This is a genomic window from Pantoea phyllosphaerae, assembly GCF_051025595.1.
Classification (GTDB): Bacteria; Pseudomonadota; Gammaproteobacteria; order Enterobacterales; family Enterobacteriaceae; genus Pantoea.
Genome location: NZ_JBPFDE010000006.1, coordinates 1 through 12,508 on the forward strand (window position 1 = coordinate 1; position 12,508 = coordinate 12,508).

Consider the following 12,508-nt stretch of genomic DNA (forward strand, 5'->3'; position numbering starts at 1 on the left):
TGCGGTAGTTCAGTCGGTTAGAATACCGGCCTGTCACGCCGGGGGTCGCGGGTTCGAGTCCCGTCCGCACCGCCACCCTCTTTAGGGGCGTAGTTCAATTGGTAGAGCACCGGTCTCCAAAACCGGGTGTTGGGGGTTCGAGTCCCTCCGCCCCTGCCAGAAAAAAGAATCCTTTGCTTCGGCAAAGGATTTTTTTTGCTTTCTATTTGGCAAAAAGATCAAAAAAGGCCGACAGCGTCAGCCTCTTCACCGTTTAAGCCTGCAATATCAGCGCGCCAGTACCGGAAACTTGAGCAGCTGTCGAATATGTGCCTGCTGATCGCTGTTCTGCAGCCACACCGCATATAAGGGACGCACCGCCACCGGCGTATCAGCGATCACCACAAGGTCGCTATACAGGCTATGCCAGTAGTCTGGCAAAAATGCGCAGGCGCCTGTGGTATAAAGCAGCTCTCGCGTTACGTGCGCTGAAGTGGTAGTTAACACCGGAACATCATCGCCGCCTGACAAATAGCTCTCATGCTGATGAAAGTCCGCGCCCCATTCCAGCTTGATGTAGTCGTATCTCTCTCGCTTCTCTGTTTTACGCGCCCGAAATAGTGCCAGAGAGATATGGCCGATCTGCTGGCTGGTCAGCTCATCCATCTTCGGCGCTTCGGTCGTGATCAGCAGATCCAGCTGGCGCTCATGAAGCTGCTTAACCAGAAGATGCCTCTGCGCCACCCGCGCTTCAAGATGCAGGCTCTCCCGGTTCTCATACAGGGTTTGCAGCCACGGCGTCAGGTAGGCCTCCCAGAGCGACGCGCTGGCCCCTATTGACAGCTCGTGGTGCTGCTGCGTATGCGAAACCTCCTTTTTCGCCATCATCCATGTGCTCATCAGGCTTTCCGCATAGGGCAAAAGACGTTCTCCCGCCGATGTCAGCCGTATGTTATTGCGATGGCGAGTAAAAAGGTTAACGCCCAGCTGATTTTCCAGCTGACGGATGCGAAAGCTGACGGCGGACTGTGTGAGGTAAAGTGCTTCTGCAGCCCGTCCAAAATGGCGAGTTCTGCTCACTTCCAGGAAAGTTTTCAGTAATTCCGTATCCACAGCCTTCTCCCAAAAAATGTTTGTCGTATAGATTTAAATGTTTTGTTTTACACTCTGTCAAGCCTATCTAATACTCCGCGCCATTAATAGCTCGGCCATAAGAGAATCAGGAGCGTGTAAGATGGCGGAAAGCTTCTCAACCACAAATCGTTTCTTTGATAACAAACATTATCCGCGCGGTTTCTCGCGGCATGGTGATTTCACCATTAAAGAAGCCCAATTGCTGGAACGTCATGGTTTCGCTTTTAATGAACTCGATTTAGCAAAGCGTGAGCCGACTACGGAAGAAGAGCGTCTTTTCTTAGAAGTATGTCGTGGTCTGCGTGAGCCGCAAACTGAAGCTGAGCGCGTATGGTCTAAATATACCGCCCGCATTAAGCGCCCGAAACGTTTTCATACGCTCTCAGGTGGCAAGCCGCAAATGGATACGGTTGAAGACTACAGCGACAGCGATGACTAAACAAAATGGGGCAAGCTGCCCCATTTTTTATTCCAGGCTGCGGTGCAGATGAATCATTAACCGATCGATGCTGCGATAAGCGACCGCCTCCTGCAGATGTCTCCGTAAAATTCTCTCTTCACCCGCCAGATCGGCAATCGTCCGCGACACCTTTAAAATGCGCTGCCATGCACGTACTGATAAGCCTAGCTGATTCAGCACCTCTTCCAGCCACTCCGCATCCTCTCTGGCGATATCGCACCACATCTTGATATCAACGTTACTCATATGCGCATTAATCTTGCCGGCGCGCGCCATTTGCCGCGCACGCGCCTTTATCACCCGCTCACCGACGCTGGCTGAACTCTCACCTGCCTCAGGACGCCGACTCAGCATCCCGCTCGGCAGCAACGGTACTTCAATCGACAGGTCGAAGCGATCAAGAAAAGGCCCGGAAAGTTTACTCAGATAACGCAGCACCTGCTGCGGCGAACAGCGGTTATGCTGCCCCTGATAATGTCCGGTAGGGCTTGGGTTCATGGCGGCGATCAGCTGAAAGCGCGCCGGATAAGTCACTTTTGCGCGGGCGCGGGAGATGGCAATTTCGCCGGACTCGATAGGCTCTCGCAGCGCATCCAGCACGCGCCGGTCAAATTCGGGCAGCTCATCCAGAAACAGCACGCCGTTATGCGCCAGTGAAATTTCTCCAGGCCGGGGCAGCGATCCACCGCCGATAAGCGCATAAAGCGACGCACTATGATGCGGCGAGCGAAAAGGGCGCTTACGCCAGGCTCTTTGCAGCCTGACCTTATCTACCAGGCTGGCGATAGCGGCGCACTCCAGCGCTTCTGCGTCGCTGAGCGGTGGCATAATGCCGGGCAGCCGTGTAGCCAGCATGGTCTTGCCTGTACCGGGAGGGCCAATCAGCAGCAGGTTATGACCGCCCGCTGCGGTAATCTCCAGCGCCCGACGTCCCTGCTCCTGACCGATAATGTCGCTCAGGTCTTCCGTCTGTTCTTCAGATCGATCCTGCTGCGAATGAGCGCGCGCAAGCTCGCCCTGATTTTGCAGCCATGCGCAGACCTCCAGTAGATGGGCGGCGACCAGCGTATCGCCATGCTGAATCAGGCCAGCATCCTGCTGATTCTCCGAAGAGAGGATCAGCTGCCGTCCGGCCCGCATTGCCGCCATCGCGGCCGGAATCGCGCCCTGAACGCCGCAGAGCGCGCCGTTGAGCGCAAGCTCGCCTACGAACTCATGCTGCGCCAGTTTTGCCTCAGGAAGCTGTTCAGACGCGACGAGAATCGCAAGAGCCATTGGCAGATCGTAACGTCCGCCCTCTTTAGGCAGGTCGGCTGGCGCCAGATTGATAGTGATGCGCTTTGCCGGAAAGCTGAAGCCGCTGTTAATGATGGCGCTACGCACCCGTTCGCGCGCCTCTTTCACCGTGGTTTCAGGTAAACCAACCAGCGTCAGCGCGGGCAGGCCACTGCTGATATGTGCTTCTATGGTGACCAGCGGTGCCTCTACGCCTATCGCCGCTCGGGTAAGAACTCTGGACAATGTCATAACCGCTCCTTAATGCGGCGATTATGGCGACACCGAAAGATGGCCGCGAGACCAAAAAGTTCCTCTTTCGGGAGCGTTCGCAGCAAAGTGATGGAGTGTTCACCCGTGTGCATTTTTTTCGAAGCCGCTTAACAAATATCAGACTTGATTATTGCGCCACGGTCGTGATGAATATTTGTCACATATGAAATAAGCGTTGGATTACAGCCAGATATCTATTTATCTTCGTAGCAGCCATAAAAAAAAGCGATGGAAAAAGTTGTCATCGCACCTCTATCTGTGATAACTCTGTAGGTATTACTTCGAACAAACGAAAAAACAGACAACAGATGAAAGCCCTTCTACAAGTGATTAGCCTAGTCGTGATTAGCGTGGTGGTGATTATTAACCCACCGTGCGGGGCTACGCCTGGAGAAAGAAAGGCTTAAAAATCAAGCCTGGAATTCCAAAAACCCCCGCGCCGAAAGGTCCGGGGGTTTTTTTTTGACCAGTGCAAATATCAGCGAATTACCGAGGAGCAAACAATGAGCAGTAGCATAAAATTCTGTTGTTCCCCTAAGGATACAGGAGAATAACCATGACAGGTGCACAGTGGGTAGTTCAGGCTTTACGCGCGCAGGGTGTCGACACCGTATTTGGCTATCCGGGCGGCGCTATCATGCCAGTGTACGATGCGCTCTACGATGGCGGCGTGGAACACCTACTGTGTCGTCATGAGCAAGGGGCAGTAGTCGCGGCAATCGGCTATGCTCGCGCGACCGGAAAAACCGGCGTCTGCATCGCGACCTCGGGCCCTGGCGCGACAAACTTAATCACTGGCCTGGCCGACGCGATGATGGATTCGGTACCGGTAGTGGCGATCACCGGTCAGGTTTCCTCGGCGTTTATCGGCACCGACGCCTTTCAGGAGATTGACGTGCTGGGCCTGTCGCTGGCCTGCACCAAACACAGCTTTTTGGTTGAGTCGCTGGATGAGCTGCCTTCCGTCATGGCGGAAGCCTTCGCAATCGCCCAGTCAGGCCGTCCTGGTCCGGTGCTGGTCGATATCCCGAAAGATATTCAAATCGCCAGCGGCGAGCTGACCCCTCATCTGCTGCCGGTTGAAGAGACATTCGCCCATTCACCGCAGCATATCGAAGCGGCGCGCGCGCTGATGGCGCAATCGCACAAGCCGATGCTCTATATCGGCGGCGGCGTCGGTATGGCGCAGGCGGTGCCCGCGCTGCGCGCCATGGCGCAGGAGACCGGCATTCCCATGGTCGCCACGCTAAAAGGTCTCGGCAGCGCCGATAGCGAAAGCGAGGTGTACCTCGGCATGCTGGGCATGCATGGTACCAAAGCCGCGAACCTGGCCGTTCAGTCCTGCGATTTGCTGATTGCCGTCGGCGCGCGCTTCGACGATCGCGTCACCGGCAAGCTCGATACTTTTGCGCCGCACGCCAGCGTCATCCACATTGATATCGATCCGGCCGAGCTGAATAAATTGCGCCGCGCGCACGTCTCGCTGCAGGGCGATCTGAATCAGATCCTGCCTGCGCTGAGCATGCCGATGCAGATCGCCGGCTGGCGCGAAGAGGTGAAGGCGATGAAAGCGGAATTTAGCTGGCGCTACGATCATCCCGGCGAGGCGATCTACGCGCCGCTGCTGCTAAAACAGCTTTCCGATCGCAAACCCGCCAGTACCGTTGTCACCACCGATGTCGGCCAGCACCAGATGTGGACCGCGCAGCATATGGACTTCAACGCGCCGGAGAATTTCATCACGTCCAGCGGTCTGGGCACCATGGGCTTCGGCTTGCCGGCTGCAGTCGGCGCGCAGGTTGCCCGTCCCGATGACACTGTGATCTGCGTATCGGGAGATGGCTCGATCATGATGAATATCCAGGAGCTGGGCACCATCAAACGTAAAAAACTGCCGGTGAAAATCCTGCTGCTCGATAACCAGCGTCTCGGTATGGTCCGCCAGTGGCAGCAACTCTTTTTTGACGGTCGTTACAGCGAAACCATTCTGACCGACAACCCCGATTTTCTGACGCTGGCCAGCGCTTTTGATATCCCAGGCCAGCGGATTAGCCGTAAAGACGAGGTCGACGCCGCCCTTGATGCTCTGCTGAACAGTGAAGGTGCTTACTTCCTGCATGTTGCGATTGATGAGCATGAAAACGTCTGGCCACTGGTGCCGCCTGGCGCCAGCAACGCAAACATGATGGAGAAAACCGTATGAACCAGCACCAATTGTCTATCGAAGCTCGCTTTCGCCCTGAAATATTGGAGCGCATTTTACGCGTCGTCCGCCATCGCGGTTTCCAGGTCTGCGCCATGAACATGGGCGCGGCGGCCAACAGCGAGAACATTAATATCGAAATGACCGTTGCCAGCCAGCGTTCAGTCGATTTACTGTCTTCACAGTTAAGCAAATTAATGGATGTCGCTAATGTCGAAATCCAGCAACAAACATCACAACAAATCCACGCCTGGTCGTGAAAGGAAATAAGAATGAGCACGAAGAAAGCTGACTTTATTTGGTTCAACGGGGAGATGGTCAAGTGGGAAGACGCCAAGGTCAGCGTCATGTCTCACGCGCTGCACTATGGCACTTCTGTGTTTGAGGGCGTGCGCTGCTACGACTCGCACAAAGGTCCGGTGGTGTTCCGTCACCGTGAACACATGCAGCGTCTGCACGACTCGGCGAAGATTTATCGTTTCCCGCTGAAATACAGCGTAGAAGAGCTGATGGAAGCGACGCGTAAAGTACTGCGCGACAATAACCTGAAAAGCGCCTACATTCGTCCGCTGGCCTTTGTCGGCGATGTCGGTCTGGGCGTGAACCCGCCGGACGGCTATACCACCGACGTCATCATCGCCGCCTTCCCGTGGGGCGCATATCTGGGTGCAGAAGCGCTGGAAAACGGCATCAACGCGATGGTTTCTTCATGGAACCGCGTGGCGCCAAACACCCTGCCGACCGCCGCGAAAGCGGGCGGCAACTATCTCTCCTCTCTGCTGGTGGGCAGCGAAGCGCGTCGTTACGGCTATCAGGAAGGCATCGCGCTGGACACCAACGGCTATATCTCTGAAGGCGCAGGCGAAAACCTGTTTGAAGTAAAAGACGGCATTCTGTTTACCCCGCCGTTTACCTCTTCCGCACTGCCGGGCATTACCCGCGACGCCATCATCAAGCTGGCGCAGGATATGGGCATTGAAGTACGCGAGCAGGTGCTGTCGCGTGAATCGCTCTATCTGGCTGACGAGATCTTCATGTCCGGCACCGCCGCAGAAATCACCCCGGTACGCAGCGTTGACGGCATTCAGGTCGGTGAAGGCAAACGCGGCCCGGTAACCGAAAAAATCCAGAAAGCTTTCTTCGGCCTGTTCACTGGCGAAACCGAAGATAAATATGGCTGGCTGGATCAGGTTAACCCATAACAAGAGAGTCGCGCGGGCGCCGTTGTGCCCGCGTCATTTACAGACTGGAGTAAACAGAGCATGCCTAAGTACCGTTCCGCCACCACCACACATGGCCGCAACATGGCGGGTGCCCGTGCCCTGTGGCGCGCCACAGGAATGACCGACGCCGATTTCGGCAAACCGATTATCGCCGTGGTCAACTCATTCACCCAATTTGTGCCGGGCCACGTTCACCTGCGCGATCTCGGCAAGCTGGTCGCCGAGCAGATCGAAGCGGCGGGCGGCGTAGCGAAAGAGTTCAACACCATTGCGGTGGATGACGGTATCGCCATGGGCCATGGCGGCATGCTCTATTCGCTGCCGTCGCGCGAGCTGATCGCCGACTCGGTGGAATATATGGTTAACGCGCACTGCGCCGACGCCATGGTCTGCATCTCCAACTGCGACAAAATCACACCGGGAATGCTGATGGCGTCGCTGCGCCTCAATATTCCGGTGATCTTCGTTTCCGGCGGGCCGATGGAAGCGGGGAAAACCAAGCTCTCCGATAAGATCATCAAGCTCGACCTGGTCGACGCGATGATTCAGGGCGCCAACCCGAACGTGAGCGATGCTGACAGCGAGCAGATCGAACGCTCCGCCTGTCCGACCTGCGGCTCCTGTTCCGGCATGTTCACCGCCAACTCGATGAACTGCCTGACCGAAGCACTGGGCCTGTCGCAGCCGGGCAACGGCTCGCTGCTGGCGACCCACGCCGACCGCAAAGCGCTGTTTATCAACGCGGGCAAGCGCATCGTGAGCCTGACCAAACGCTATTACGAGCAGGATGACGAGAACATGCTGCCGCGTAACATCGCCACCAAAGCGGCCTTTGAGAACGCCATGACGCTGGATATCGCCATGGGCGGCTCCACCAACACCGTGCTGCACCTGCTGGCCGCCGCGCAAGAGGGCGAAATCGACTTCAATATCTCTGATATCGACCGCCTGTCGCGCAAGGTGCCTCAGCTCTGCAAAGTAGCGCCGAGCACCCCGAAATATCATATGGAAGACGTGCACCGCGCAGGAGGCGTTATCGGCATTCTCGGCGAGCTGGATCGCGCCGGACTGATCGATACCAGCGTCCGTAATATCCTGCAGCAGACGATGCGTGAGACGCTGGATCAGTACGACATCATGCTGACCAAAGACCAGGCAGTGAAGGATATGTTCCGCGCTGGTCCTGCGGGCATCCGCACCACCCAGGCTTTTTCGCAGGATTGCCGCTGGGATACGCTGGACGACGACCGCGCCGAGGGATGTATCCGCACCCGTGAGCACGCCTACTCACAGGATGGCGGTCTGGCGGTGCTCTACGGCAACCTCGCCGAAGATGGCTGTATTGTTAAAACGGCTGGCGTAGATAAAGAGATCCTGACCTTTAAAGGCCCGGCGAAAGTCTACGAAAGCCAGGATGACGCGGTCGAGGCGATCCTCGGCGGCAAAGTGGTGGCGGGCGACGTGGTCGTTATCCGTTACGAAGGGCCGAAAGGCGGACCGGGCATGCAGGAGATGCTCTATCCGACCACCTATCTGAAATCGATGGGCCTCGGCAAAAGCTGCGCGCTGATCACCGACGGCCGCTTCTCCGGCGGCACCTCCGGTCTGTCGATCGGCCACGCCTCGCCGGAAGCGGCCAACGGCGGCACCATCGCGCTGGTGAAAGATGGCGACATCATCGAGATCGATATCCCGAACCGCGGCATCAAGCTGGCGGTGCCGGACAACGAACTGCATGCGCGTCGCGAAGAGGAAGAGGCGCGCGGTGACGCGGCCTACACGCCGCACGACCGCGTGCGTCAGGTCTCTTTCGCGCTGCGCGCCTACGCATCGCTCGCCACCAGCGCCGACAAAGGCGCGGTGCGCGACAAGAGCAAGCTGGGAGGCTAACCGATGGCTGAGGCTCAACCGCTACCTGCGTCGCCCTGCGGAGCAGAATATCTGCGCGCCGTGCTGCGCTCGCCCGTGTATGAAGTCGCACAGGTGACGCCGCTGCAAAAAATGGAAAAAATTTCATCGCGTCTCGGCAACACCATCCTGGTGAAGCGCGAGGATCGGCAGCCGGTGCACAGCTTCAAGCTGCGCGGCGCCTACGCGATGATCGCCGGACTAGACGAAGAGCAGAAAGCGCGCGGCGTGGTAACGGCGTCGGCCGGCAACCACGCGCAGGGCGTGGCGCTCTCCGCCAGCCGGCTCGGCATCAAATCGCTGATTGTGATGCCGGTGACCACGGCGGACATCAAGGTAGATGCGGTGCGCGCATTTGGCGGTGAGGCTTATCTCCACGGCGCTAACTTCGACGAGGCGAAAGCCAAAGCGATTGAGCTGGCGGAACAGCAGGGCTACACCTTCGTGCCGCCGTTTGATCATCCCGCGGTGATCGCCGGTCAGGGCACGCTGGCGATGGAGCTGCTGCAGCAGGACGCGCATCTCGATCGCGTCTTCGTGCCAGTCGGCGGCGGCGGCCTCGCGGCGGGCGTGGCGGTGCTGATCAAACAGCTGATGCCGCAAATCAAGGTGATCGCGGTGGAGTCGGAAGACTCCGCCTGCCTGAAGGCGGCGCTCGACGCGGGCGAGCCGGTGGATCTGCCGCGCGTAGGGCTGTTTGCCGAAGGCGTGGCGGTGAAGCGCATCGGCAGCGAAACCTTCCGCCTGTGCCAGGAGTATCTCGACGACATCATTACCGTCGACAGCGACGCCATCTGCGCGGCGATGAAAGATCTGTTTGAAGATGTGCGCGCCATAGCGGAGCCGTCAGGCGCGCTGGCGCTGGCGGGCATGAAGAAATATATCCAGCAGCACGACATCAAAGGCGAGCGGCTGGCGCATATTCTTTCCGGCGCCAACGTCAACTTCCACGGCCTGCGCTACGTCTCTGAGCGCTGCGAACTGGGCGAGCAGCGCGAAGCGTTGCTGGCGGTGACCATTCCGGAGCAGCAGGGCAGCTTCCTGAAGTTCTGCCAGACGCTGGGTGGACGCGCGGTGACTGAATTCAACTATCGCTACGCCGATGCGGATAACGCCTGCATTTTCGTCGGCGTGCGCCTGACGCGCGGGCTGGAGGAGCGCGGCGAGATTATCAGCCAGCTTACGCAGGGCGGCTATCAGGTGGTGGATCTCTCCGACGACGAGATGGCGAAGCTGCACGTGCGCTATATGGTCGGCGGACGCCCGTCGAAGCCGCTGCGCGAGCGCCTGTTCAGCTTCGAATTCCCCGAAGCGCCAGGGGCGCTGCTGAAGTTTCTGCAAACGCTCGGCACCCACTGGAACATTTCGCTGTTCCACTACCGCAGCCACGGCACCGATTATGGCCGCGTGCTGGCGGCTTTTGAAATCGGCGACAATGAGCCGCGCTTTGAGTCGCATCTCACCGAGCTGGGTTACGACTTCCACGATGAAGCCAACAACCCGGCGTTCCGCTTCTTCCTCGCCGGGCAGTAGCTACAGCAGGTGCCAGAAGGCGTGAATCAGCGGCTCCCCGAGCCGCTTTTTTTGTACGCAGACGCCCAGCTCCAGCGGCGCCACCGACTCCACGTTCTCCAGCGTCAGCACGCGATTGCGCACCGGCTCCGGGCTGTTCTCCAGCACCACGTCCGGCAAAAGCGCGATGCCGCAGCCGAGCGCCACCATCGATACAATCGCCTCATGACCGGAAACCGTGGCGTAAATCTGCGGATTGGGGATGCGACGACGTCGAAACCAGAGATCGATGCCGCGCCGCGCCGGGCCCTGATCGGGCAGGATAAACGGAATCTGCGCCCAGTCGGGCGACGGCTGCGTCGCCTGGCTGCGCACCGGACAGGGCAGCGCCGGCGCGATCAGCACCAGCGGAATGAGTCCCAGCGGCGTAAAGTCGATGCTGGCAGGCAGCGACTCGGGCCGCCCGGCGATGGCCAGATCCGCCTCGCCGGACTGTACCATCTCAATGGCGTCGGCGGCGTCGCCGGTGGTCAGCTTGATCTCTACCTGCGGATGCTCGGCGCGGAAGCGATCCAGAATCGGCGGCAAATGACTATAGGCGGCGGTCACCGAGCAGAACAGGCGTAGCTCGCCGCTCAGCGACGGACCGTTAAGATCCATCACGTGGCGCAGCTGCTGATACTGCAGCAGCGTCTGCTGCGCGAACTGGCGCAGGCGTTCGCCCGCCTCCGTCAGGGCAACGGTGCGGTTATCACGCAGAAACAGCGCGTGCCCCACATCCTCTTCAAGGCGCTGGATCTGGCGCGAGAGCGTTGAGGGGCTGACATGCATGGCGCGCGCGGTGCGGCCGAAGTGGCAGCTTTCAGCCAGATGAAGAAACAGCTTCAGATCTCGTAAATCCATACGCCTTAACCTCGAAAGTAGTGTTGCAAATATTGCAATGTAACCTTGCTAATATATCAATTTAAGCAACGGATTTCCTGTCATATGATGGGGTCATTCGCGGCGCTGCTTGTTACGCCGTTACAGGACAAAAACAAACACAACATCTGACCGGAGTGCCCCATGGCTAACTACTTCAACACACTGAATCTGCGCAACCAGTTAGCGCAGTTAGGCAAATGTCGCTTTATGGCGCGCGATGAATTCGCCGACGGCGCCAGCTTCCTGAAAGGGAAGAAAGTGGTCATCGTGGGCTGTGGCGCGCAGGGCCTTAACCAGGGCCTGAACATGCGTGATTCCGGTCTGGATGTCTCCTATGCGCTGCGCGCCGAAGCGATCGCCGAGAAGCGCGCCTCCTGGCGCAAGGCTACCGAAAACGGCTTCAAAGTCGGCACCTATGAAGAGCTGATTCCGCAGGCCGACCTGGTGGTTAACCTGACGCCGGACAAACAGCACTCTGCGGTGGTGCAGGCGGTACAGCCGCTGATGAAAGACGGCGCGGCGCTCGGCTACTCGCACGGCTTCAATATCGTTGAAGTGGGCGAAACCATCCGTAAAGACATCACCGTGGTAATGGTGGCGCCGAAATGCCCGGGCACCGAAGTGCGCGAAGAGTACAAGCGCGGTTTCGGCGTGCCAACGCTGATCGCGGTGCATCCGGAAAACGATCCGAAAGGTGAAGGCATGGCGATCGCCAAAGCCTGGGCCGCGGCCACCGGCGGCGACCGCGCAGGCGTGCTGGAATCCTCTTTCGTTGCGGAAGTGAAGTCCGACCTGATGGGCGAGCAGACCATTCTGTGCGGCATGCTGCAGGCGGGCTCACTGCTCTGCTTCGACAAGCTGGTGGCGGAAGGTCATGATGCGGCCTACACCGAAAAACTGATCCAGTTCGGCTGGGAAACCATCACCGAATCCCTGAAGTTCGGCGGCATCACCCTGATGATGGATCGCCTCTCTAACCCGGCGAAACTGCGTGCTTATGCGCTGTCAGAGCAGCTGAAAGCGATCATGGCGCCGCTGTTCCAGAAGCACATGGACGATATCATCTCCGGCGAATTCTCATCCGGCATGATGGCTGACTGGGCCAACGACGATAAAAACCTGCTGACCTGGCGCGAAGAGACCGGCAAAACCGCGTTTGAGACCGCGCCGCAGTTTGACGGCAAAATCGACGAGCAGGAGTACTACGACAAAGGCGTTCTGATGGTGGCGATGGTGAAAGCGGGCGTTGAGCTGGCGTTCGAAACCATGGTCGACGCGGGTATTATCGAAGAGTCCGCCTATTATGAATCGCTGCACGAGCTGCCGCTGATTGCCAATACCATCGCGCGTAAGCGTCTGTATGAAATGAACGTGGTCATCTCCGACACTGCAGAATACGGCAACTATCTTTTCTCCTTCGCCGCGGTGCCGCTGCTGAAAGAGTTTATGACCACGCTGCAGCCGGGCGACCTGGGTAAAGCGATCGAAGGCACGCAGGTAGATAACGCGCAGCTGCGCGACGTCAACGAAGCGATTCGCCAGCATCCGATCGAAGCGGTTGGCCGTAAACTGCGCGGCTATATGACCGATATGAAGCGTATCGCTGTCGCCAGCTAA

11 protein-coding genes and 1 tRNA gene are annotated in these 12,508 nt (G+C 58.3%); 9 read left to right on the top strand and 3 right to left on the bottom strand.

Going from position 1 to position 12,508, the window contains the following annotated elements:
- Positions 1-83 precede the first annotated feature (83 nt).
- Positions 84-159: transfer RNA gene (locus ACR6A7_RS09785), tRNA-Trp, on the top strand.
- A 108-nt stretch (positions 160-267) separates the two neighbouring features.
- Here ACR6A7_RS09785 and hdfR read toward each other — a convergent pair.
- A complete protein-coding gene (gene hdfR / locus ACR6A7_RS09790; protein WP_434124688.1) occupies positions 268-1,092 on the bottom strand; it encodes an HTH-type transcriptional regulator HdfR in 825 nt (274 codons plus the stop codon).
- Between the two features lie 121 nt (positions 1,093-1,213).
- Here hdfR and ACR6A7_RS09795 point away from each other — a divergent pair, with 121 nt between their 5' ends.
- Entirely contained in the window at positions 1,214-1,552 is a 339-nt protein-coding gene (locus tag ACR6A7_RS09795) for a MaoP family protein (RefSeq protein ID WP_103796201.1), read from the top strand.
- A gap of 27 nt (positions 1,553-1,579) precedes the next feature.
- Here the strand turns inward: ACR6A7_RS09795 and ACR6A7_RS09800 are convergent, their stop codons facing one another.
- A complete protein-coding gene (locus ACR6A7_RS09800; protein WP_434124689.1) occupies positions 1,580-3,100 on the bottom strand; it encodes a YifB family Mg chelatase-like AAA ATPase in 1,521 nt (506 codons plus the stop codon).
- A 329-nt stretch (positions 3,101-3,429) separates the two neighbouring features.
- Between ACR6A7_RS09800 and ilvL the strand changes: the two genes are divergently transcribed.
- The 6 genes from ilvL (at position 3,430) to ilvA (ending at position 9,988) form a co-directional block, all read left to right on the top strand.
- Positions 3,430-3,528 carry an ilv operon leader peptide gene (gene ilvL, locus ACR6A7_RS09805; protein WP_084882286.1) on the top strand — a complete coding sequence of 33 codons (99 nt, stop codon included), beginning with the start codon at positions 3,430-3,432 and terminating at the stop codon, positions 3,526-3,528.
- A 149-nt stretch (positions 3,529-3,677) separates the two neighbouring features.
- Positions 3,678-5,324 (top strand): acetolactate synthase 2 catalytic subunit, encoded by a 1,647-nt coding sequence (gene ilvG / locus ACR6A7_RS09810; RefSeq protein WP_434124690.1) that lies wholly within the window; start codon positions 3,678-3,680, stop codon positions 5,322-5,324.
- A complete protein-coding gene (gene ilvM / locus ACR6A7_RS09815) occupies positions 5,321-5,584 on the top strand; it encodes an acetolactate synthase 2 small subunit (RefSeq protein ID WP_033753506.1) in 264 nt (87 codons plus the stop codon). The genes ilvG and ilvM overlap by 4 nt, the downstream gene beginning before the upstream one ends.
- A 12-nt stretch (positions 5,585-5,596) precedes the next feature.
- The gene (locus ACR6A7_RS09820; RefSeq protein ID WP_434124691.1) at positions 5,597-6,526 is read left to right on the top strand and encodes a branched-chain amino acid transaminase; all 930 of its coding nucleotides are present in this window, start codon (positions 5,597-5,599) and stop codon (positions 6,524-6,526) included.
- 60 nt (positions 6,527-6,586) lie between these two features.
- Entirely contained in the window at positions 6,587-8,437 is a 1,851-nt protein-coding gene (ilvD, locus tag ACR6A7_RS09825) for a dihydroxy-acid dehydratase (protein WP_434124692.1), read from the top strand.
- A 3-nt stretch (positions 8,438-8,440) separates the two neighbouring features.
- Positions 8,441-9,988, top strand: coding sequence for a threonine ammonia-lyase, biosynthetic (ilvA, locus tag ACR6A7_RS09830; RefSeq protein ID WP_434124693.1), 1,548 nt, complete (start codon positions 8,441-8,443; stop codon positions 9,986-9,988).
- On the opposite strand, the gene ilvY is transcribed toward ilvA, so the two are convergent.
- Positions 9,989-10,870 (bottom strand): HTH-type transcriptional activator IlvY, encoded by an 882-nt coding sequence (ilvY, locus tag ACR6A7_RS09835; protein WP_033753498.1) that lies wholly within the window; start codon positions 10,868-10,870, stop codon positions 9,989-9,991. It lies immediately after the preceding gene.
- 162 nt (positions 10,871-11,032) lie between these two features.
- Between ilvY and ilvC the strand changes: the two genes are divergently transcribed.
- Complete coding sequence (ilvC, locus tag ACR6A7_RS09840) at positions 11,033-12,508, top strand: ketol-acid reductoisomerase (RefSeq protein WP_434124694.1); 1,476 nt, start codon at positions 11,033-11,035, stop codon at positions 12,506-12,508.

Bases quoted from the DNA above. Each gene is read 5' to 3' on its own strand.
- ACR6A7_RS09795 (WP_103796201.1), top strand. From the start codon at position 1,214: ATGGCGGAAAGCTTCTCAACCACAAATCGTTTCTTTGATAACAAACAT.
- ACR6A7_RS09800 (WP_434124689.1), bottom strand. From the start codon at position 3,100: ATGACATTGTCCAGAGTTCTTACCCGAGCGGCGATAGGCGTAGAGGCA.
- ilvL (WP_084882286.1), top strand. From the start codon at position 3,430: ATGAAAGCCCTTCTACAAGTGATTAGCCTAGTCGTGATTAGCGTGGTG.
- ilvG (WP_434124690.1), top strand. From the start codon at position 3,678: ATGACAGGTGCACAGTGGGTAGTTCAGGCTTTACGCGCGCAGGGTGTC.
- ilvM (WP_033753506.1), top strand. From the start codon at position 5,321: ATGAACCAGCACCAATTGTCTATCGAAGCTCGCTTTCGCCCTGAAATA.
- ACR6A7_RS09820 (WP_434124691.1), top strand. From the start codon at position 5,597: ATGAGCACGAAGAAAGCTGACTTTATTTGGTTCAACGGGGAGATGGTC.
- ilvD (WP_434124692.1), top strand. From the start codon at position 6,587: ATGCCTAAGTACCGTTCCGCCACCACCACACATGGCCGCAACATGGCG.
- ilvA (WP_434124693.1), top strand. From the start codon at position 8,441: ATGGCTGAGGCTCAACCGCTACCTGCGTCGCCCTGCGGAGCAGAATAT.
- ilvY (WP_033753498.1), bottom strand. From the start codon at position 10,870: ATGGATTTACGAGATCTGAAGCTGTTTCTTCATCTGGCTGAAAGCTGC.
- ilvC (WP_434124694.1), top strand. From the start codon at position 11,033: ATGGCTAACTACTTCAACACACTGAATCTGCGCAACCAGTTAGCGCAG.